A 22088-nucleotide genomic window follows, 5' to 3' on the forward strand; every position below is an offset into this window, starting at 1 on the left:
TCTCTTATCAAGAGAGTCTCTCTCTGCTTTTACTCAGATATGGTTCATTAATAAGGAGTTACAGGAAAAATGTCGGGCACATCCGGAATCGGTTCTCTGTCCGTTCTTCCATAAAAGACAGGAATTCATAGTAGAAAATGAGGACTTTTTCGCATGATGAACGGGCAATTCTGTGCCGGGGCGTGGCACTGCATAGCCGTTCTGTCTATGTGGTGTTGCAGGGTGGTTCCGCTATGTGCGGGTGGACAGAAATTCGAAGAACATCAAAGGGTTAGAGTTATCAAAGGGTTGTTGGTACATCCTTTGGTAGGGGGCTGTTGTTTTGCCGGTCTCTGTCAATTTTTAATCTTTGAATCAAGAAGCCCACTCCTGATTCGTATTAATAATTGCCTTTTAATAAATAAAACAGGGATATATATTGTATTTCCGTTTTATTTCCATACATTTGTAGCTCAAACAATAATAAGCCGAGAAACTAACCATTAATTAAAGAATATGAAAGAAAGAATTTTAGTGACGGGAGGAACAGGATATATCGGTTCGCATACCGTTGTAGAACTGCAGAACAGCGGATATGAAGTAATCATCATCGATAACTTGTCTAATTCAAGCGCCGATGTGGTTGACAATATAGAAAAGGTGTCCGGTATTCGTCCGGCTTTTGAAAAACTGGATTGCCTGGATTTAGAAGGATTGGATGCCGTATTTGCCAAATATAAAGGAATCAAGGCTATCATTCATTTCGCAGCCAGCAAGGCTGTAGGGGAGTCGGTAGAGAAACCGTTGCTTTATTATCGCAACAACCTGGTTTCGCTGATTAACCTCCTCGAACTGATGCCGAAGCACGGGGTGGAAGGCATCGTGTTCTCTTCTTCCTGCACGGTGTACGGCCAGCCGGACGAGTTGCCCGTAACGGAACAGGCTCCGATTAAGAAGGCGGAATCTCCTTACGGCAATACGAAACAGATTAATGAAGAGATTATTCGCGATACGGTAGCTTCCGGCGCTCCTGTCAATGCCATCATGCTGCGTTATTTCAATCCGATTGGCGCACATCCTACCGCATTGCTGGGCGAACTTCCGAACGGGGTTCCGCAAAACCTGGTTCCTTATCTTACCCAGACCGCTATCGGTATCCGTGAGAAATTGAGCGTGTTTGGCGATGATTACGATACTCCCGACGGTTCTTGTATCCGTGACTTTATCAATGTGGTGGATTTGGCCAAGGCGCATGTGATTGCTATCCGCCGTATTCTGGAGAAGAAGCAGAAAGAGAAAGTGGAAGTGTTCAATATCGGTACGGGACGTGGGGTGTCTGTCCTGGAATTGATACAGGGATTTGAAAAAGCTACGGGTGTCAAACTGAATTATCAGATTGTAGGACGCCGTGCGGGGGACATCGAGAAAGTATGGGCAAACCCTGATTTCGCCAATTCCGAATTGGGCTGGAAAGCTGTAGAGACTTTGGAAGATACTTTACGCTCGGCATGGAACTGGCAACTGAAACTTCGCGAGAGAGGCATTCAGTAAAGAGGATTCTGTTGTAAAACAGTAAAAAGGAATTTTGTTGTAATTAACATAAAAGTTTAAACAAATCCGATTTGTGATTTGTTTATCTAGTGCATCACCCTGAAACCGTTTACGGATATGGGAATATGTGTGGACGGTACTTGTACCTCTCCGGTATAGACAGGATGATTGCATAGTAGTTTTGTCGTGTTTTATTTTGTGTTTGTGTTGTGGCGGTACTACGACGTGAGTCGTGGTACCGCATTCTATTTTTACCCCTGGAGATAGCGGGATGTTCATGGAGCAAAAATGTAAAGGGAAAACTTGTTTGTGGTTATGAAGTGGTTATGGAGCGGCTATGAAAAAGGGAACATTTACATTTGCTGTATTAATATAATCACATATAGGTGTATTTTTTTTAGCAATGAACTCATTTTGAGGCCTTATTTCTGCCTGTCATGTTTCTTATAATGTCCCTTTAAAACAGAAGGCGTTGTTTCCCCAGTCTGCCTTTTCCGGCAAAGGGGCGCCGGGCGCGAACAACCCGAATACGGAGGAGCCGGAACCGCTCATCGAGGCGTAGATTGCTCCCGCTTCGTACATTTTTTCCTTGATTTCCCCGATGACCGGATACAGGGGGAAGACGCTTGTCTCGAAATCATTCACCAATAGTTCTTTCCATTCGCCGACAGGTCGTTTTATCACTTCCCTGACGGGGTGTTCGGGACGGTGCGGACGGATGTTTGAAAAGGCTTCCCGTGTGGATACGAAAACATCCGGTTTGACAATCATAATCCCGTATCCTTCCAGGGAGAGCCCGACGGGGGAAAAGAGGTTGCCGATTCCTTCGGCAAAGACGGGCCGGTTTCTGATGAAAAAGGCGCAGTCGGCTCCCAGCATGGCGGCGTATGTCTCCAGCCGGTCTTCAGACAGTTGCAGGGCGTAGTATTCGTTTAGCAGTTTTAACATGAAGGCGGCGTCTGAGGAACCTCCTCCCAATCCGGCTCCCGAAGGGATGTGTTTGTACAGGTGGATTTCAACGGGGGGCAGGTGAAATTCTTTGTCCAGCAACCGGTAGGCTTTCACCACCAGGTTTTCTTCCGGATTGCCGGCTATTTTTATTCCGTACTGGCGAAGCGTGAATTTTCTCTCTGTCTGGGGAGCGTTGTCGGTACGGATTTCCAGTGCGTCTTCCAGGGCGACGGGATAGAAGACTGTTTCGAGGTTGTGGTATCCGTCCGGGCGTTTTTCCGTGATGGAAAGCCCTAAATTGATTTTTACATTTGGAAACGTAATCATGGCATGGCTTACATAAAATTGATAATGCTGTGGCAAACGGTAATAATCGCTGTGATTTTGCATTTACTCCGCAAAGGTACTAAAATCTTCATTTTTCCTTATCCATTCTTCATTATTATATTTTATCTTTGTCGTCCCAACCGGAAAAAGCTTGGGACGGAATGCCTTTTGTACGGACGAATGTCTGAGGGGGTATCCGGTTTTAATTATTTAGGAAACAATAAATCGTAATTTGTAGATATCTTCATGGCCGAACAAAAAAGAAATACCCGCAACACGAAAAACGCCAAGGTGCAACCTGTGAATGACTATGGTCGTATCCAGCCGCAGGCACCTGAACTGGAGGAGGCTGTACTGGGCGCTCTGATGATTGAGAAGGATGCTTACTCGTTGGTGAGCGAAATTCTTCGTCCCGAATCTTTTTATGAACACCGGCATCAGTTGATTTATGCCGCAATCACCGACTTGGCTGTGAACCAGAAACCGGTGGATATTCTGACAGTGAAGGAGCAGCTTAGCAAGCGGGGGGAGCTGGAAGAGGTGGGAGGCCCTTTCTATATCACCCAGTTGAGCAGTAAGGTCGCTTCTTCGGCCCACATCGAGTATCATGCGCGCATCATCGCACAAAAGGCTTTGGCGCGTGAGTTGATTACTTTCACGAGCAATATCCAGAGCAAGGCTTTCGACGAGACGTTGGACGTGGACGACCTGATGCAGGAGGCAGAGGGGAAGCTGTTTGAAATCTCGCAGCAGAATATGAAGAAGGATTATACGCAAATCAATCCGGTGATTGATGAGGCTTATAAGCTGATTCAGAAGGCGGCGGCGCGGACAGACGGGTTGAGCGGCCTTGAGAGCGGGTTTACCAAGCTGGACAAGATGACTTCCGGCTGGCAGAATTCGGACTTGATTATCATCGCCGCCCGTCCTGCCATGGGAAAGACTGCTTTTGTGCTTTCGATGGCTAAGAATATTGCTGTCAATTACCGGAATCCCGTGGCGTTGTTCTCTCTTGAAATGAGTAATGTACAGTTGGTGAACCGTTTGATTGCCAATGTTTGTGAAATTCCCAGCGAGAAGATTAAGAGCGGGCAGTTGGCTAATTATGAGTGGCAGCAGTTGGACTATAAGCTAAAAGATTTGCTGGATGCCCCGCTTTATGTGGACGATACGCCTTCTCTGTCTGTATTCGAACTTCGTACCAAGGCACGCCGCCTGGTGCGTGAGCATGGGGTGAGAATCATCATCATCGACTACCTCCAGTTGATGAATGCGAGCGGTATGGCGTTCGGCAGCCGCCAGGAGGAGGTCAGCACGATTTCCCGTTCGCTGAAAGGGCTGGCGAAGGAGCTGAATATTCCGATTGTCGCTTTGTCGCAGTTGAACCGTGGGGTGGAAAGCCGTGAGGGGATTGACGGCAAGCGTCCTCAGTTGAGCGACTTGCGTGAGTCGGGGGCCATCGAGCAGGATGCCGATATGGTTTGTTTCATCCATCGTCCGGAGTATTACAAGATTTACCAGGATGAGAGAGGGAATGACTTGCGGGGGATGGCCGAGATTGTGATTGCCAAGCACCGTAACGGTGCGGTGGGGGAGGTGTTGCTCCGTTTCAAGGGCGAGTTCACCCGTTTCTCCAATCCGGAGGACGACATGGTTATCCCGATGCCGGGGGAATCTGTCGGTGCCATGCTGGGCTCTAAGGTGAACAGCGGAGTTGCCGGGGCTGCCGCCGTTCCTCCTCCGGCGCCTGATTTTGCACCGCCGGCGGAGAATCCTTTCGGTGTGCCGGGAGACGGACCGTTGCCGTTCTGACTCTCCTTTTGCATTTTTCTATCAAATCCTTCTCTGTCAACCGAAAAATCTTATTAACTTTGCAAATCTTTTTGAGAAACAATAAAAAAATATATCTATGAATATTTCTTATAACTGGCTGAAGGAGTATGTCAATTTTGATTTGACGCCTGAGGAAACGGCGGCTGCGCTGACATCTATCGGCTTGGAAACAGGTGGTGTGGAAGAAGTGCAAACCGTTAAAGGCGGTTTGGAGGGGCTTGTAATCGGCGAGGTGCTGACATGCCTTGAACATCCTAATTCAGACCATTTGCACATTACTACCGTCAATCTGGGAGACGGCGAACCGGTGCAGATTGTTTGCGGGGCTCCGAATGTGGCTGCCGGACAGAAGGTGGTGGTGGCTACTTTGGGTACGAAACTTTATGACGGTGACGAATGTTTTACTATCAAGAAATCTAAAATCCGCGGGGTGGAGTCTACCGGTATGATTTGCGCCGAAGATGAAATCGGTATCAGCACGTCTCATGAGGGGATTATCGTGTTGCCGGCGGATGCCGTGCCGGGGACGCTTGCCAAGGATTATTACAATATCAAGAGCGATTATGTGCTTGAGGTGGATATCACGCCCAACCGTGCCGATGCGTGCTCGCACTACGGCGTGGCGCGCGACTTATATGCTTACCTTGTCCAGAACGGCCGGCAGGCTGTTTTACAGCGTCCGTCGGTGGAGGAGTTCAGGGTTGAAAACCATGACCTGGACATCGAGGTGAGGGTTGAGAATGACGAGGCGTGCCCTCATTATGCCGGTGTTACGGTGAAGGGGGTGACTGTAAAGGAGAGCCCGGAATGGTTACAGAATAAGTTGCGCCTGATAGGGGTGCGCCCTATCAATAACGTGGTGGATGTCACCAATTATATCGTACATGCTTTCGGGCAGCCGTTGCATTGTTTCGATGCGGGAAAGATAAAAGGCAATGAGGTGATTGTGAAGACGATGCCCGAAGGGACGCCGTTTGTCACGCTGGACGGGGTGGAACGCAAGTTGAGCGACCGCGACCTGATGATTTGCAATAAGGAAGAGGGCATGTGTATCGCCGGGGTGTTCGGCGGGCTGGATTCCGGCTCTACCGAGGCTACGACGGATGTGTTTATCGAAAGCGCTTATTTCCATCCGACGTGGGTGCGCAAGACGGCCCGTCGCCACGGATTGAATACGGACGCTTCTTTCCGTTTTGAACGGGGTATCGACCCGAACGGGGTGATTTACTGTTTGAAGCTGGCTGCTTTGATGGTGAAAGAGCTGGCGGGGGGGACGATTTCTTCCGAGATTAAGGATGTGTTTACGGTTCCCGCACAGGATTTCATTGTGGAATTGGCTTACGGGAAGGTGCATTCGTTGGTAGGCAAAGAGATTCCGGCGGAGACGGTGAAGAGCATTGTGACTAGCCTGGAGATGAAAATTCTTAACGAGACTGCCGAGGGGCTGACGCTGGCTGTTCCTCCTTACCGGGTGGATGTGCAGCGTGATTGCGATGTGATTGAGGATATTCTCCGTATTTACGGATATAATAATGTGGAGATACCGGCAACGCTGAATTCCAGCCTGACGACCAAGGGTGAGCATGATAAATCGAACAAGTTGCAGAATCTGGTCGCTGAGCAGTTGGTAGGCTGCGGGTTTAACGAGATTTTGAATAATTCGCTGACGCGGGCGGCCTATTATGACGGGTTGGAGGCTTATCCTTCCCGCCGTCTGGTGATGTTGCTGAATCCGTTGAGCGCGGACTTGAACTGTATGCGTCAGACATTGTTGTTCGGGGGGCTGGAGAGTATCGCCCATAACGCGAACCGCAAGAATGCCGATTTGAAGTTCTTCGAGTTCGGCAACTGTTATTATTTCGATGCGGACAGAAAGAATCCGGAGAAGGTGCTGGCTCCTTACTCGGAGGATTATCATCTGGGGTTGTGGGTGACCGGCAAGAAGGTGGTTAATTCGTGGGCACATCCGGACGAGAGCAGTTCGGTATATGAGCTCAAGGCTTATGTGGAGAATATATTGAAACGTTTGGGGCTGGATTTGCATCAGTTGGTTACGGGCAATTTGTCGGATGATATTTTTGCGGCGGCGCTTTCCGTAAATACCAAAGGAGGTAAACGTCTGGCGTCGTTCGGCGTGGTGACGAAAAAGCTGTTGAAGGCATTTGATATCGACAATGAGGTTTATTATGCCGACCTGAACTGGAAAGAGCTTATGAAGGCGGTGCGTTCGGTGAAAATCAGCTATCGGGAAATATCCAAGTTCCCCGCCGTGAAACGCGACCTTGCTTTGCTGCTCGATAAGGATGTGCAGTTTGCCGAGATTGAAAAGATTGCTTATGAGACGGAGAAAAAATTGCTGAAGGAGGTGGAACTTTTCGATGTGTATGAAGGAAAGAATCTGGAGGCGGGCAAGAAGTCGTATGCGGTCAGTTTCCTGCTCCAGGATGAGAACCAGACTTTGAACGATAAGATGATTGACAAAATCATGTCGAAACTGGTAAGGAATCTGGAGGATAAGCTGGGGGCGAAACTGAGATAGGACAGTTTGCCGTGTGTATTCGTTCGTAATTATAATTTGTAATTCAAAATAATAAAAAACCAATGGGAAGAGCATTTGAATATAGAAAGGCCGCTAAGTTGAAAAGGTGGGGCCACATGGCTAAGACTTTTACAAGACTGGGTAAACAGATTGCCATTGCCGTAAAGGCGGGCGGTCCGGAACCGGAGAATAACCCGACGTTGCGTTCGGTTATCGCTACTTGTAAGCGTGAGAACATGCCGAAGGAAAATATTGAACGTGCTATCAAGAACGCGATGGGTAAGGACCAGAGCGATTATAAAGGGATGACTTATGAAGGATACGGTCCTCACGGGGTTGCCGTGTTCGTGGATACGTTGACGGACAATCCTACCCGCACGGTGGCTGATGTGCGTTCCGTGTTCAACAAATTCGGCGGTAATCTCGGAACGATGGGGTCTCTGGCGTTTCTTTTCGACCACAAGTGTATGTTTACTTTCAAGAAGAAGGACGGCATAGATATGGAGGAACTTATTCTGGACCTTATCGATTATGACGTGGAGGATGAATATGACGAGGATGAGGAAGAGGGGACAATCACTATTTACGGTAATCCGAAGAGTTATGCCGCTATCCAGAAACATCTGGAGGAGTGCGGTTTTGAGGATGTGGGCGGTGACTTTACTTACATCCCGAACGATTTGAAAGATGTCACTCCCGAACAGCGCGAGACTTTGGACAAGATGGTAGAACGTCTGGAGGAATTTGACGATGTGCAGACCGTTTATACGAATATGAAGCCGGAAGGCGAGGAATAATCGGAAACTGAGGAATATCGGATTATGGAATATGTTTATAAGACGAAAGGCACTTGCAGCACGAATATCGAAGTAGAAGTAGAGGACGGTGTGGTAAAGGAAGTTGCCTTTTGGGGAGGATGTAACGGTAATCTTCAAGGACTTTCCCGCCTGGTAAAGGGCATGAGGGTGGAAGAGGTCATCAGAAAGCTCGAAGGGGTGCGTTGTGGTGCTAGGGCTACTTCTTGTCCCGACCAATTGTGTCATGCGTTGCATGAGATGGGATATTGACAGTCGAAGTTCTCCTTTTATTCAATAATTATGTATCTGCCTCCGGTAAATCATGATGCCGGGGGCATTTTTTGTCTTTGGCGAGAAGGAGGCGGTTTTTTCATCGGGCTGTTTTTGTCGTGTTTGTTTTCCGTTAATGTGTTTTTTATTAGGGTGTGGTTCCTTTTGGGGGTTATTTCTTTCGTTCGGGCGGCTTTTCTATCAGGTTTGTTTTTTGTTGTGTCTGTTTTTTCCGTTAATGTGTTTTTATTAGGATGTGGCTTCTTTTTGAGGTTATTTCTTTCGTTAAGACGGCTTTTCCGTCGGATGCAGTTTCCCCTTGCAACGGTTTTCCCTATTTGTTGGTATTTTGAACTAAAATGGTTTTCCAATCGTTATTTATAAGTATCTTTGTAAGATTAAAACTATTATGCGGAAATGAAGAATCTTTTTCAAGACTTAAAACGAAAAGATCATAAGAGGTATTTGGGGGGGCTGGATGTTTTTAAATATATCGGGCCGGGGCTGTTGGTTACTGTGGGATTTATCGACCCCGGTAACTGGGCTTCCAATTTTGCTGCCGGTTCCGAATTCGGGTATTCGTTGCTTTGGGTAGTTACCCTGTCTACTGTCATGCTGATTATACTTCAACACAATGTCGCCCATTTGGGAATTGTGACGGGGCTTTGTCTTTCGGAGGCGGCAACGAAATATACTCCCAAGTGGATATCCCGTCCTGTGCTCGGCACGGCTGTGCTGGCTTCCATTTCTACTTCGCTGGCGGAGATACTGGGAGGCGCCATCGCATTGGAAATGTTGTTCGACATTCCTATCGTGTGGGGCGCCGTACTGACTACAGTGTTCGTGTCCGTCATGCTTTTTACCAATTCTTATAAGAAGATAGAGCGTTCCATTATTGCCTTTGTGTCCGTTATCGGGCTTTCGTTCATTTATGAGTTGTTCCTGGTGGATATCGACTGGCCGGCTGCAACGGCGGGGTGGGTGACTCCTTCTTTTCCGCAGGGCAGCATGCTGATTGTCATGAGCGTGCTGGGGGCGGTGGTGATGCCTCACAACTTGTTCCTGCACTCGGAGGTGATACAGAGCCATGAGTATAACAAACAGGACGATGCTTCTATCAAGAGGGTGTTGAAATACGAGCTGTTTGATACGCTTTTTTCTATGATTGTGGGCTGGGCAATCAATAGTGCGATGATTTTGCTGGCTGCCGCCACTTTTTTCAAAAGCGGCATTCAGGTGGAGGAGCTGCAACAGGCTAAGTCTCTGCTTGAACCGTTGCTGGGGAGCAATGCGGCGGTGGTATTCGCGCTGGCTTTGTTGATGGCGGGCATTTCGTCCACTATCACGAGCGGAATGGCGGCGGGGTCTATCTTTGCCGGTATTTTCGGGGAGTCTTACCACATCAGAGACAGTCATTCCCAGGTGGGCGTACTTCTCTCTTTGGGAGTCGCCTTGTTGCTGATTTTCTTTATCGGGGACCCGTTTAAGGGGTTGCTTGTTTCGCAGATGATACTTAGTATCCAGTTGCCTTTTACGGTGTTTCTGCAAGTGGGGCTGACTTCCTCGCGAAAGGTGATGGGGAATTATGTCAACAGCCGGTGGAGTACGTTTGTGTTGTACACGATTGCAGCGATAGTATCGGTGCTGAACATTATGCTGCTGTTCTCTTGAAATAAAACATGAATCAATATACATAATGCGATGATGAAGATTATTACTTATAACGTAAACGGGCTTCGCGCCGCCATATCCAAAGGGTTTCCGGAATGGCTGGCACAGGAGAATCCCGATGTGCTTTGCTTGCAGGAAACGAAATTACAGCCGGACCAGTATCCGCAGGAGGTGTTTGAGGCATTGGGCTACAAGTCTTACCTGTATTCCGCGCAAAAGAAGGGATACAGCGGGGTGGCTATATTGTCCAGGAGGGAACCGGACCATGTGGAGTATGGGATGGGGATAGAGGCTTATGATAATGAGGGCCGTTTTATACGTGCGGATTTCGGTGATTTGTCCGTTGTCAGTGTTTATCATCCTTCGGGCACGAGCGGGGATGAACGGCAGGCGTTTAAGATGGTGTGGCTGGAGGATTTCCAGAGGTATGTGACTGATTTGCGGCAGTCTCGTCCGAATCTGATTCTTTGCGGAGACTATAATATCTGTCATGAACCGATTGATATTCATGACCCTGTCCGGAATGCCAAGAACAGCGGGTTTCTTCCTGAAGAACGCGAGTGGATGACCCGTTTCCTGTCGGTGGGTTTTATTGATTCTTTCCGTCTGCTGTATCCGGAGAAGCAGGAATATACCTGGTGGAGTTACCGCTTTAACTCGCGTGCCAAAAACAAGGGCTGGAGAATCGACTATTGTATGGTGAGCGAGCCGGTGCGTCCGTTGCTGAAAAGCGCATGTATCCTGAACGGCGCCGTACATTCCGACCATTGCCCGATGGTTCTGGAGATAGGCCGCTGAGTTTTTCCTGATTTTTTACCTGCCTATTTTTCTGTCGGGGGGATGATTCTGGAGGTAGCATGCCGATTCCTTTCCGGGGATGTTCATATAAGGGAGAAGGTTTCCCCGTGTAGGGAGTATCCTGTCGGGGAAGATGTTTTTCTGCGCGGAGGTGGTCTTTTGTATGGGTTTCCTCTGCGGGGGGATACTTCCCTGTATGGATTTCCCGTATGAACGGTTGTTTTTTTATACGGGAAGGCGCTTCTCTATGCGGGAGGCATTTCTCCTTTTACAGGATGGTGATGCTTAGCGTACGGGTGTCTCCCCCGTCGCGGAACTCGCAGAGGTAGATGCCCTGCCATGTTCCCAGGTTCAGGCGGTGGTTTTTGATGGGAATGGTGACGGAGCTGCCTGTCAGGGAGGCTTTGATATGTGCGCTCATGTCGTCCGGGCCTTCGAGGGTGTGGATGAAATAGGGGGCGCCGTCGGGAACCAGTTTATTGAAGAAGGTCTGGAAGTCATGCCGTACGTCGGGGTCGGCGTTTTCGTTGATGGTGAGTCCGGCGGAGGTGTGTTTGATGAAGACGGTCAATAACCCGCTTTCAGGCAGTGCGGGCAGTTTGGAAACGATGTCGCGCGTAATGAGATGGAAACCGCGCGGGTAGTGGGGGAGCTGGATATCGAATGTTGTAGCCATAACTTTCTTTGATTAATAATTTTGCAAAGATAGTTTTTTTATAACTTTGCAAAGTTTAAAAAATTAAAATCAGTATGGAAGACAGGATACAAAAGGCGGTGGAGCTTTTCAAAAGCGGGTATAATTGTTCGCAGTCCGTGGTGGCTGCATTTGCCGATATGTACGGATTTACGCAGGAACAGGCTTTGCGCATGGCCGCCTCTTTCGGAGGAGGGATAGGGCGTATGCGGGAGACGTGCGGCGCCGCCTGCGGGATGTTTCTGGTAGCCGGCCTGGAGACGGGGGCTACGGAAGCGGCGGACCGGGAAGGAAAGGCGGCCAACTATGCGGTGGTGCAGGAATTGGCTGCTGAATTTAAAAGGCGGAACGGCTCGCTGGTATGCGGCGAACTGTTGGGACTGAGGAAGAAAGACCCTATTTCGGCGGTTCCCGAAGAGCGTACCGCACAGTATTATAGCAAGCGCCCTTGTGCGAAAATGGTGGAAGAGGCGGCGAGAATCTGGGCGGAATATCTCGAAAAACATCCTAAATGAAGGAAAAAATGCTTTTTTTATTACAAAATCGGTAAAAAAAGAGGCAATAAAGTGTTATATAACATAAAAATAACTATCTTTGCGCCTGAAATAAAATCTGAAAGTCTGCGGGCTTGAGGGTTTAAAGCATGTCTAACTAAAATTTCAAAGCAAATGTTGAAAGAAAAAGCTGGTGTAATTGCAGGTACTATCTGGAATACACTGAATGAAACAGAAGGAATGACTGCCAAGCAATTGAAGAAAGCAGCTAAATTGGTTGACAAAGATCTGTTCCTCGGACTTGGCTGGTTGTTAAGAGAAGACAAGGTCTCTGTGGAAGAAGTTGAAGGTGAACTCTTCATCAAATTGGTCTAAGCGAGAAATCACTTAAGCAATAAAAAAATGCGTTGGTACATGGTTATAATGTTATCAACGCATTTTTTTATATTCCGTCATTTGCGTATCTTTGCAAACTGGAAAATAAAATTATAAGAATTCAGCATGAAAAATATACGGAACTTTTGCATCATTGCCCATATTGACCACGGTAAGTCTACTTTAGCCGACCGTTTGCTGGAGTTTACCAATACAATCCAGGTGACTGAGGGGCAGATGCTCGACGATATGGATTTGGAGAAGGAGAGGGGAATTACGATTAAGAGCCATGCCATACAGATGGAGTATAATTACAAGGGGGAGAAGTATATCCTCAACTTGATTGATACTCCGGGGCATGTGGACTTTTCGTATGAGGTGTCCCGTTCCATCGCCGCCTGTGAAGGGGCGTTGCTGATTGTGGATGCATCACAGGGGGTACAGGCGCAGACTATTTCCAACTTGTATATGGCTATCGAGCACGACCTTGAAATAATTCCCGTCATCAACAAATGCGATATGGCGAGCGCCATGCCGGAAGAAGTGGAGGACGAGATTATAGAATTGCTGGGTTGCAAGCGGGAGGAAATTATCCGGGCGTCGGGCAAGACAGGTATGGGTGTGGAAGAGATTCTGGCGGCTGTCATCGAGCGTATCCCACATCCGGAAGGGGATGAGGAAGCGCCTTTGCAGGCTTTGATTTTCGATTCCGTGTTCAATTCTTTCCGGGGGATTATCGCTTATTTCAAGATTGAGAACGGGGTAATCCGCAAGGGTGACAAGGTGAAGTTTTTCAATACCGGGAAAGAGTATGACGCGGACGAGGTGGGAGTGCTGAAAATGGAACTCGTGCCCAGGGATGAGCTGCGGACGGGGGATGTGGGTTACATCATTTCCGGCATCAAGACTTCGAAAGAGGTGAAGGTGGGGGATACCATTACGCATGTCGCCCGGCCGTGCGACAGGGCGATTGCGGGGTTTGAGGAGGTGAAGCCGATGGTATTTGCCGGTGTCTACCCGATTGAAGCGGAGGATTTCGAAGATTTGCGCGCGTCTTTGGAGAAGTTGCAGTTGAATGATGCTTCTCTGACTTTCCAGCCGGAATCGTCATTGGCTTTGGGATTCGGTTTCCGTTGCGGTTTTCTCGGCTTGCTCCACATGGAGATTGTGCAGGAACGCCTGGACCGTGAGTTTGACATGAATGTGATTACCACAGTGCCTAATGTTTCATACAATGTGTATGACAAGCAGGGGAATGTGAGGGAGGTGCATAATCCGGGCGGAATGCCTGACCCGACTTTGATAGACCATATCGAGGAGCCGTATATCAAGGCGTCCATTATCACGACGACGGATTATATCGGCCCGATTATGACGCTTTGCCTGGGCAAGCGCGGGGAGCTTATCAAGCAGGAGTATATTTCCGGCAACCGGGTGGAGATATATTACAATATGCCGTTGGGGGAAATCGTGATTGACTTTTATGACCGTTTGAAAAGTATCTCGAAGGGGTATGCGTCGTTCGATTACCATCCGAACGGTTTCAGGCCTTCCAAACTGGTCAAGTTGGATATCATGCTGAACGGTGAACCTGTGGATGCTCTTTCTACGTTGATTCATTTTGACAATGCGTATGATATGGGGCGCCGGATGTGCGAGAAGTTGAAGGAGCTGATTCCCAGGCAGCAGTTTGAAATTGCCATTCAAGCCGCCATCGGAGCTAAGATTATCGCCCGTGAAACGATTAAGGCGGTGCGCAAGGATGTGACGGCGAAATGTTACGGGGGTGACGTGAGCCGTAAGCGCAAGCTGCTTGAGAAACAAAAGAGAGGTAAGAAGCGAATGAAGCAAATCGGCAATGTGGAGGTTCCGCAAAAGGCCTTCCTTGCTGTATTGAAGCTGGATTAAGATATTGCCGCAAGCAATTTTTCGGAAAAGAGTTCTGAACAAATTGACTTGCGGCTAGTTTTTTATATACCGGGTGACTGTCTTCTGTCTGCAGGGCTTTCCTTGGCAATTTCTTTTTTAAACAAACATTTGTAGATATGAGAAAAGTGCTCTCTTTTTCGGGTTTCCTTATGTTGGGGCTTGTCGTGTCACAGTTTTTGCCGGTGGTGGTGGGAGAAGGTTACGGAGCTGTCAGGGCCGTATCAAATGTGTTGCTTTATATCTGTCTCGGATTTGTCATGATTAATGTGGGACGGGAGTTTGTGCTTGACAAGTCCCGGTGGAGGAGTTATGCCGAGGATTATTTTATCGCTATGGCTACCGCCGCTTTGCCCTGGTTCATGGTAGCTGTCTATTATGTGTTCGTATTGCTTCCGCCTGATTGCTGGGATAGCTGGGAGGCGTGGAAAGAGAATCTGCTGTTGAGCCGTTTTGCCGCCCCTACATCGGCGGGCATCTTGTTTACCATGCTGGCTGCCATCGGTTTGAAGTCCAGTTGGTTTTATAGGAAAATCCAGGTATTGGCTATTTTTGACGATTTGGATACGATTCTCCTGATGATTCCTCTCCAGGTTCTGATGATTGGGCTGCACTGGCAGTTGGTTATCGTGGCGGTGATTGTGTTCATGTTGTTGTCTGTCGGCTGGCGGCAGTTGGGCAGGTATGATTGGCGTCAGGACTGGAAGGCTGTCCTTTTCTATTCGGCAGTCATATTTCTGGTGACGCAGATGCTTTATCTCGGCAGCAGGGAGTTGTACGGGGAGGAGGGAAGCATTCATATCGAGGTGTTGTTGCCGGCGTTTGTCTTGGGCATGGTTATGAAGCATAAGGAGCACGATACGCCTGTGGAACGCAGGGTTTCCACCGGTGTCTCTTTTTTGTTCATGTTTCTGGTGGGGATGAGCATGCCTCATTTTATTGGCGCCGGTTTTGCGGAGACGTCTATGGGGGCGCATTCTGTGACCGGTTCGCAGGAGATGATGCCGTGGGGGACGATTCTGTTCCATGTGGCGGTTGTCTCTTTATTGTCGAATGCGGGAAAGCTCTGCCCGGTGTTTTTTTACCGTGACCGGAAGTTGAGCGAGCGTCTGGCGCTTTCTATCGGTATGTTTACCAGGGGTGAGGTAGGGGCCGGGATTATTTTCATTGCGTTGGGATATAACTTGGGAGGGCCTGCGCTGGTTATCTCGGTGCTTACTTTGGTCTTGAACCTGATTTTGACAGGTGTTTTTGTGCTTTGGGTGAAGAGTCTGGCCTTGAGGAGTTATGCCGGTGAGGGGTAAAGGCAGGCTGTCTCGTTTTTTGTTTTAAGACAGCCTTTTTACAGTCTCCTTTTTCTTATGGCTCGTCATCTATTCCGTCAATCGGTAAGATTTTCCGGCTTTCCTCATGCGGCAACTGTTCCACTTGTCTGAGTTTGCGTTCGATGGCCCGTGTCCGTTTTCCCATTACCTCTTCGAGTTGGTCGCCGGCGCTTTGCAGGTTTTTCTGCACTTTCTCAAGCAGTCCTCCGAATTTGCCGAATTCTGTTTTTACGGCGCCCAGGACTGTCCATACTTCTCCCGTCCGTTTCTGGATTGCCAGCGTACGGAATCCCATTTGAAGGCTGTTCAGGATGGCACCCAGCGTGGTAGGTCCCGTGACGACGATTTTGTAGTCTCTTTGCAAGGTTTCTATCAGGCTGGTCCTTCGTATGATTTCGGCGTAGATGTTTTCGAAAGGGAGAAACATGATGGCGAAATCGGTGGTAAAAGGAGGGTCTACGTATTTGTCATGGATGTCTTTCGCCATTCTTTTGACGGTGGTTTCCAGTTGTTTTCCAGAAGATTCCACCAACGCGGCGTCTCCAGCTTCAAAGGCGTCATAGTATTGTTCGTAGACGTCTTTGGGGAATTTGGCATCGATGGGCAGGTAGACGGTGCTGTTCGCATCATCCTTGCCCGGAAGCTTGATGGCGAACTCGACGAATTCCGTTCCGCTTTTCTTGGTCTTGACGTTGGCGTCGTATTGTTCCGGGCTCATCATCTGTTCCAGCAACGCACCCAGTTGGACTTCTCCGAACGTACCGCGCATTTTTACGTTGCTCAATACTTTTTTCAGTCCGCCTACGTCTTGTGCGAGCGATTTCATCTCTCCCAGGCCTTTCTGCACGTTTTCCAGTTGTGAACGGACAATTTCAAACGATTGGCCGATGCGCTCGTTGAGTGTCTTTTGCAGCTTTTCCTCTACCATGTTCCGCATATCGTCCAGCCGTTTTTCCGTCGATTTCACCAATAACTCCTGCTGACGTGCCATCATGTCGAATTTCTCGCGTTGCAGCTCTCCGGTAGTCATCATGTTCTTATGCAGGGCGTCCTGGAGTTGTCTTATGTTCTGGTTGAGCGTCTGGGTAATTTCCATGCGGAGTTCACGGATGCTGCTGTTCAGCTCTTCCCGGTTCTCCTGCATCTGCCGGCGCAGGGCGTCCTGCAACTGTTCCGCCTGTGTCCGGCTGTTGCCTTTCATTAGTGACAGTGCAATCAAGACGGTTACTGCCGCGGCGATGATAACAAGTAAAATCAGTTCCATCAATAGGTCAGAATTTCATTTCCGGTTTCGGTAATCAGAATCATGTTTTCCCATTGGGCGGAAGGAAGCCCGTCGTCGGTGCAGACCGTCCATCCGTCGGCTTCGTCAACGAATACTTCATAGGTTCCCATGTTAATCATCGGTTCGATGGTGAAAGTCATTCCCGGCACAATCACCATGCCTGTGCCTCTGCGCCCGAAATGCTCTACATCCGGCGCTTCATGGAATTTCATGCCTACGCCGTGTCCGCAAAGGTCGCGTACGACACTGTATCCGTTCTTTTCGGCGTGTTCCTGGATGGCCGCGCCTACGTCTCCCAGTTGTTTCCAGGGCTGTGCGGCGGCAATGCCGATTTCCATGCATTCTTTGGTGACTTGCACCAGCCTGCGCATTTCCGGGCTTACGTCCCCTATCATGAACATGCGGGAGGCATCGGAGAAATATCCTTTATAAATGGTGGAGACGTCTACATTGATGATGTCTCCGCTTTTAAGAATCTCGTTTTTGTTCGGTATCCCGTGGCACACTACGTCATTGATGCTCGTACATACGCTTTTGGGGAATCCTTCGTAGTTGAGCGGGGCGGGGATAGCTCCGTGGGCGGTTGTGAAGTCATAGACCAGTACGTCAATCTCTTCGGTGGACATGCCTTCACGGATATTCTCCGAGATGTAGTCCAGCAATGCGGTGTTGATTTTGGCGCTTTCACGGATTCCTTCCAGTTGTTCGGGGGTACGGAGTACTTTACGTGGCGGCAGCTTATAACCTTGTTTCCTGTATTTCTGTATTTTTTCTTCTACTTCGGCCGGATAATTGGAGGGGGTAAACCGGAATCCCTTGATAAAATTTTTCATTGTACTGTGATATTTTTATAATCGTATGACAAAGGTAGAGAATAAAATGAAAGAATATGCTTTCTTGCCGTCTAAAACTTTTCACGAAAATCCCTGTGCGTCCGGAATGTCGGATGAAGGCTGCCCGTTTTTTCTCTTTTTGTCGGATTGTCGTGCCGGCATTTGGAACAATAAAGAATATTTAAGCGTACGTTAGAAAAAAATAACTAGATATTTATATGAAAAAAGTGAACAATAAATATTAATAAATACAGAGAATATAACTACATTTGCCCGTTGTAATGGGAAATATTATTTAAAACAAAACGTTATTTATAGTGGGAAATTTTTTACAAAACCTTGGAAATTATGGGGTATAGGAAGATTTATTTGATTATGGCTATCTTTTTAGCCGGGAGCAGCCAGGTCTTGATGACGAGCTGCCAAAAGGATTATGATGGGCAGATTGAAATTCTGCGGAATCAGATTGAGAGCGGTAACATTAATTTAGACAATCTGCTGGAGAAAGTGGCGCTGATTGAGAAACAGATTGAGACTCTTCAGGAAGCGGCGCAGGAACATGCGGAGTTGAATGAGAAAATCGACGGGCTGGTCGAGGACTTGTCGGCGACTAAAACAGAACTGGAAGGCAGGATAGCCGAATTGCAGAAGGCTATGAATGAGAATGATTTGGCTGTCAGGGAGCTGATAGAGGAGGCGAAGCAAGAGTTCGATATCAAATTGGCGGAGCTGTCAGGGCGTATCGACACGGAGATTTCCGCGAAGTACAATGAACTGGACGGCCGTATCAGGAAATTAGAGGAGCAATTTGAATCGTTGCAGGAGAAGCAGGAGGCGACTGCCCAGGCTATCAGCGGTTTGAAGGAAGAGATTGCCCGCCTGGAAGGGTCGCAACAGGAAGAGAAAGAGAAGCTGGAAAATGCGCTGAAGGAGTTGGAGACGTTGGATGTGAAGCTGACAAACAGCATTGAGGGCATTCAGACGCAGATTGACGCGCTGGAACAGGCTGCCAAGGAAAACGCAGCCAATCTCGACGAGTTGCGTGAAGAGACGGCCCGCCGGATTACGGATTTGAAGGAAGAGGTGGACAGCCGGATTGTAAGCATTAATGCGGAGCTGGAAGGGCTGTCGGTTTCGGTAAGGGAGTTACAGGAGACCGTCAGGAACCTGAATACCCGCTATGACCGGTTGGATGAGCGCCTCGACAATCTGATTAAAAGCTATGACAGGCAGCTTGAAGAAATCTGGGATGCCATTGGAGAAGGAGACGGTTCAGAGGAGTTGTTTCGGCTGGTGGAGACGCTGCGGAATGATTTGAATGAATTGCAGGGGAAGGTGAACGAGCTTAATGAGAAGTATCTGAATATGGAAGCGTTGTATGGCAGGGTGGAAAACATCGAGGAGATTGTTGCCGAGCATACGCAACGCATTCGTAGCCTGGAAGAAGAATTGGCGGAGCTCGGTCTGCTGGTAAGCAATCTGGAAAATCAGATAAAGGACATGAAGAGTGTTTATGACGCTCTTATCGACGATATCCAAGACCGGCTTGAGGCTCTTGAATCCGGCGGTGTGCCGCCTGCGGATTTGAGTGAGATGAAGCGGATGTTGAAAGAGCTGCAGGAGAAGGTGGACGGAAGCATCAATGATATTCTCGCTCTCAAGGACAATCAGGAACAACAGGCGAAGTTATTGAGTGAGCTTGAGGATAAGGTCAGCACTTATTTCCTTTCGTTGAATGAAAATTACAGGATACTGACGGGACGTGTAGATGAGATATACGATATGGTGCAGGATGCCTTGTCGAAGATTCCTGATTTGGGCCCGTTGCAGGAGGCTGTCCTGGAGAACAAGAAAAATATCTTCGATTTGCAGAACAGGATTAAGGAACTGAGCGGTGAGATGGACGGTTTTGTCACAATCGAGGAAACAGAGGCAATGCTGGATGAATATTATGATAAGGAGCAGATAAATGCGATGTTCGGTGAAGTGTATGGGAAACTGAACGACGTGCCGAACAGAGATGAGATGGAGAAGCTGGTTGAAACGGCGACCGGAGAGCTCAGGAAGGAACTGGAGGCGATGCAGCAGGATATAACGGCATTGCAGGAGAGGTGTACCGCATTGGAAGAGAAGGTAGACCGGCTGTTCAACCGGATACAGAGTATGGTGATTATTCCGGAATACAGCTCCAGCGGGGAAGTGGCGTTAAGGCCGGTGACCGGCAATGAATATCTGTTGGCGGTAAATGTGAAGGTCAATCCTGCCGGTACGGTAGGGGATATCCTCAATTTGAAGAATTACATCCGCATTGATTCGAGGGAAGCGATTCCTACCCGTGCGGCGGGTGACGCCGGACCGGTATTTACCGTGAAGGAGGCGTTCTTGAAAGATGCACAACAGGGCATATTCACAGTTAAGGCTACTTGCCGGTTGCTGCAAACTGACCCGGATACACAGATATTGCCGTTTACGGTGGCTGTCGAGTTCAGCAATAGCGACAACGACCGTTCGACGGATTACGTGGGAGTACGTTTTGTTCCGGCAACGAGCGAGGACCAGAGCAGGTATGAGTTCAGTGCCGGCGGAGAAGTTTTGAAAACGAGAGATGATTTGGGCTTGAGCGGCTTTTCGGAAGAGGATATTTATGAACGTGCCGTTCTGGGCGAGGTGAATAATAATGGGAGCAAGGTTGTCCAGATTATAGGCAGCGCTCCTGTTTTTGAGGAGGTTGTAGTGGGGACTTCGAACGAAATCGGGGAGAATAAGGAGATTCCGGTGTTTTACAGTTTGGCGGCTATCTATGATTTGCAGGGAAACTCCAAGTTGGATTTGGTGAACTATATACAGGTGGACGCATACACGGGCGCGCTTTCCATGAAGGCTGACCTGACTCCGCAGGTGACTACTTCAAGCCTGGAAGGCTATAAGGTGGTTATAAAGCTGCAAGCCCGTAAAGACGGGATTGATTTCGGGCTTCCTGCTTATATCTGTGTAGAGTTGCAAAATAAAACCGGTAACAACATCTAAATTCGCGCGTTATATGAAGTCATTGAAATATATTATCGCCGGTTCATGCCTGGTATTCCTGTCGGGCATGGAAATCACGGCGCAGGAGATTGTCAAGGTGGATGATCCGTGGAAAGATTATCCCGACAAACAAACATTATACAACGATTATTCGCGGTGGAGTGTCGGCATGAATATCGGAATGCCGTTTTACGCGGGTGACTTCCGCTCTGTGAGCCGGGGAAATGATAATTGGACGGGTTTCACGTTCGGATTGCAAGGCGGCTATCAGTTCAACCCTATTTTCGGTGCGCGGCTTTCCGTTGATTACGGCACGAACCGCGCCGGTTCGCAACGGCATGAGGATAATTTTGTGCTGTTGCCCGACGGCAGCAGTTATTACAATGTGGACTTTCCTGCCGGGGCCGCTTATTACAGGGATTTGTACGCTTCGGTTCATTCTTGGAATATCGGACTGAATGCCGAGGTGAATTTGCTCAATCTCTTCCGGCGCAGTGACGGCGACCGTCGTTGGGGGGTAATCTTAGCGCCGGGCATTTATTTGCAGAAATTCTCATCGACCGTCAAGAGTAGGGCTGACGACCGGCAGTTTGCCGATAAGCTCGGCAATAAGCCTAATATAGGGCTGGGCGGCGACCTTTCCGTGCGTTATCGTATCAACCCTCATTTTGACGTACAGTTGAAAGGGGGTATGATTTGGATTGACAACCGGGATTTCGACGGTATCAGTTCTGCCAACACCACTAAACATAACAGCATGGTAACCGTACAAGCCGGCCTTGTGTGGAAGATAGGAAACGGAAAGGGACGCAAGAAAGACAATTTGATGTATGCGCCGGGTTATCTGCCGATGTGGAAGCGTGCGACGAGAACTGTGACGAAGGTTATCCGCGATACAGTCTATATAGAAAAGAAGGTGATTGAGAAGTCGCCGGAGGTTGTGGTTGTGAAAGGATTCCCGAAAGAATTGCCTGCCGTATATTTCGAACGGGGCAAATGGAAACTGGATACGGACAAGTATGCCCGTGAGCTTTTCACCATAGCTAAGGCGTTGAAAGAAAATCCGGACGTGGAGATTGATATTTACGGTTATGCCGACCACACCGGCGGTGAGGCGATTAACAAAAAGATTACCTTGAAGCGGGCCGAGGCTTTGAAGAAGTGGCTGGTGCGTGTGGGCATCGAGAAGGAGAGGATGCATACGTTCGGCTTGGGTAAGGACATGACTATCGAAAAATCATTGAGGTACTCGGTTAAAGCCCGCCGGTCGGAAGTGAAAGACAGGAAATGAGGCTTGGATTCATGAGTATCCGGCACGGATGGGGTATGGAATGAAAAGAAGCTGTCCCGGAATAGAAAAAATGAAGTGACCCCAAAAAGTTGGACATGTTAAACATTATCCCGTAATAGAAA

Annotated in this window: 17 protein-coding genes; 13 read left to right on the forward strand and 4 right to left on the reverse strand. The window is 48.5% G+C overall.

The genetic code is table 11. The features are described 5' to 3' along the window. Positions 1–495 precede the first annotated feature (495 nt). A complete protein-coding gene (gene galE, locus Q5076_RS15825) occupies positions 496–1530 on the forward strand; it encodes a UDP-glucose 4-epimerase GalE (protein ID WP_303014579.1) in 1035 nt (344 codons plus the stop codon). Between the two features lie 444 nt (positions 1531–1974). Here the strand turns inward: galE and ispE are convergent, their stop codons facing one another. Then, a complete protein-coding gene (ispE, locus tag Q5076_RS15830; protein ID WP_303014596.1) occupies positions 1975–2808 on the reverse strand; it encodes a 4-(cytidine 5'-diphospho)-2-C-methyl-D-erythritol kinase in 834 nt (277 codons plus the stop codon). Positions 2809–3054: 246 nt separating this feature from the next. Here ispE and dnaB point away from each other — a divergent pair, with 246 nt between their 5' ends. The 6 genes from dnaB to Q5076_RS15860 all read left to right on the forward strand — a co-directional run bounded on the left by dnaB (position 3055) and on the right by Q5076_RS15860 (position 10716). Beyond that, positions 3055–4620: a replicative DNA helicase gene (gene dnaB / locus Q5076_RS15835; protein WP_303014581.1), complete on the forward strand. Its 1566-nt coding sequence runs from the start codon at positions 3055–3057 to the stop codon at positions 4618–4620. 97 nt (positions 4621–4717) lie between these two features. Further along, positions 4718–7180 carry a phenylalanine--tRNA ligase subunit beta gene (gene pheT / locus Q5076_RS15840; protein ID WP_303014582.1) on the forward strand — a complete coding sequence of 821 codons (2463 nt, stop codon included), beginning with the start codon at positions 4718–4720 and terminating at the stop codon, positions 7178–7180. A gap of 62 nt (positions 7181–7242) precedes the next feature. Further along, complete coding sequence (locus Q5076_RS15845; protein WP_303014583.1) at positions 7243–7977, forward strand: YebC/PmpR family DNA-binding transcriptional regulator; 735 nt, start codon at positions 7243–7245, stop codon at positions 7975–7977. A 24-nt stretch (positions 7978–8001) separates the two neighbouring features. Continuing rightward, a complete protein-coding gene (locus Q5076_RS15850; RefSeq protein ID WP_303014584.1) occupies positions 8002–8247 on the forward strand; it encodes a TIGR03905 family TSCPD domain-containing protein in 246 nt (81 codons plus the stop codon). 417 nt (positions 8248–8664) lie between these two features. Then, positions 8665–9918, forward strand: a complete 1254-nt coding sequence (locus Q5076_RS15855) for an Nramp family divalent metal transporter (RefSeq protein ID WP_303014585.1) — start codon at positions 8665–8667, stop codon at positions 9916–9918. Positions 9919–9951: 33 nt separating this feature from the next. Further along, positions 9952–10716, forward strand: coding sequence for an exodeoxyribonuclease III (locus tag Q5076_RS15860; RefSeq protein WP_303014597.1), 765 nt, complete (start codon positions 9952–9954; stop codon positions 10714–10716). Positions 10717–10984: 268 nt separating this feature from the next. Here the strand turns inward: Q5076_RS15860 and Q5076_RS15865 are convergent, their stop codons facing one another. Next, entirely contained in the window at positions 10985–11392 is a 408-nt protein-coding gene (locus Q5076_RS15865) for a secondary thiamine-phosphate synthase enzyme YjbQ (protein ID WP_303014586.1), read from the reverse strand. A 74-nt stretch (positions 11393–11466) separates the two neighbouring features. On the opposite strand from Q5076_RS15865, the gene Q5076_RS15870 reads away from it, so the two are divergent. From Q5076_RS15870 to Q5076_RS15885, 4 genes are all read left to right on the forward strand, one after another. Further along, entirely contained in the window at positions 11467–11925 is a 459-nt protein-coding gene (locus Q5076_RS15870; RefSeq protein WP_303014587.1) for a C-GCAxxG-C-C family protein, read from the forward strand. 153 nt (positions 11926–12078) lie between these two features. Continuing rightward, complete coding sequence (locus tag Q5076_RS15875) at positions 12079–12279, forward strand: winged helix-turn-helix domain-containing protein (RefSeq protein ID WP_303014588.1); 201 nt, start codon at positions 12079–12081, stop codon at positions 12277–12279. Positions 12280–12405: 126 nt separating this feature from the next. Beyond that, entirely contained in the window at positions 12406–14187 is a 1782-nt protein-coding gene (gene lepA / locus Q5076_RS15880) for a translation elongation factor 4 (protein WP_303014589.1), read from the forward strand. A gap of 137 nt (positions 14188–14324) precedes the next feature. Continuing rightward, positions 14325–15509 (forward strand): sodium:proton antiporter, encoded by a 1185-nt coding sequence (locus Q5076_RS15885; protein WP_303014590.1) that lies wholly within the window; start codon positions 14325–14327, stop codon positions 15507–15509. Between the two features lie 55 nt (positions 15510–15564). Here Q5076_RS15885 and Q5076_RS15890 read toward each other — a convergent pair whose 3' ends face one another. After that, positions 15565–16794: a DNA recombination protein RmuC gene (locus Q5076_RS15890; protein WP_303014591.1), complete on the reverse strand. Its 1230-nt coding sequence runs from the start codon at positions 16792–16794 to the stop codon at positions 15565–15567. After that, positions 16794–17648, reverse strand: coding sequence for a type I methionyl aminopeptidase (gene map / locus Q5076_RS15895; RefSeq protein ID WP_303014592.1), 855 nt, complete (start codon positions 17646–17648; stop codon positions 16794–16796). Before map ends, Q5076_RS15890 begins: the two co-directional genes overlap by 1 nt. Before the next feature lie 348 nt (positions 17649–17996). On the opposite strand from map, the gene Q5076_RS15900 reads away from it, so the two are divergent. Together Q5076_RS15900 and Q5076_RS15905 are read left to right on the forward strand one after the other, a co-directional pair. Continuing rightward, entirely contained in the window at positions 17997–20675 is a 2679-nt protein-coding gene (locus tag Q5076_RS15900) for a hypothetical protein (RefSeq protein WP_303014593.1), read from the forward strand. 13 nt (positions 20676–20688) lie between these two features. Beyond that, positions 20689–21966: an OmpA family protein gene (locus Q5076_RS15905; RefSeq protein ID WP_303014594.1), complete on the forward strand. Its 1278-nt coding sequence runs from the start codon at positions 20689–20691 to the stop codon at positions 21964–21966. Positions 21967–22088 lie beyond the last annotated feature (122 nt).

The organism is uncultured Bacteroides sp., assembly GCF_958445495.1.
Taxonomy (GTDB): Bacteria; Bacteroidota; Bacteroidia; order Bacteroidales; family Bacteroidaceae; genus Bacteroides.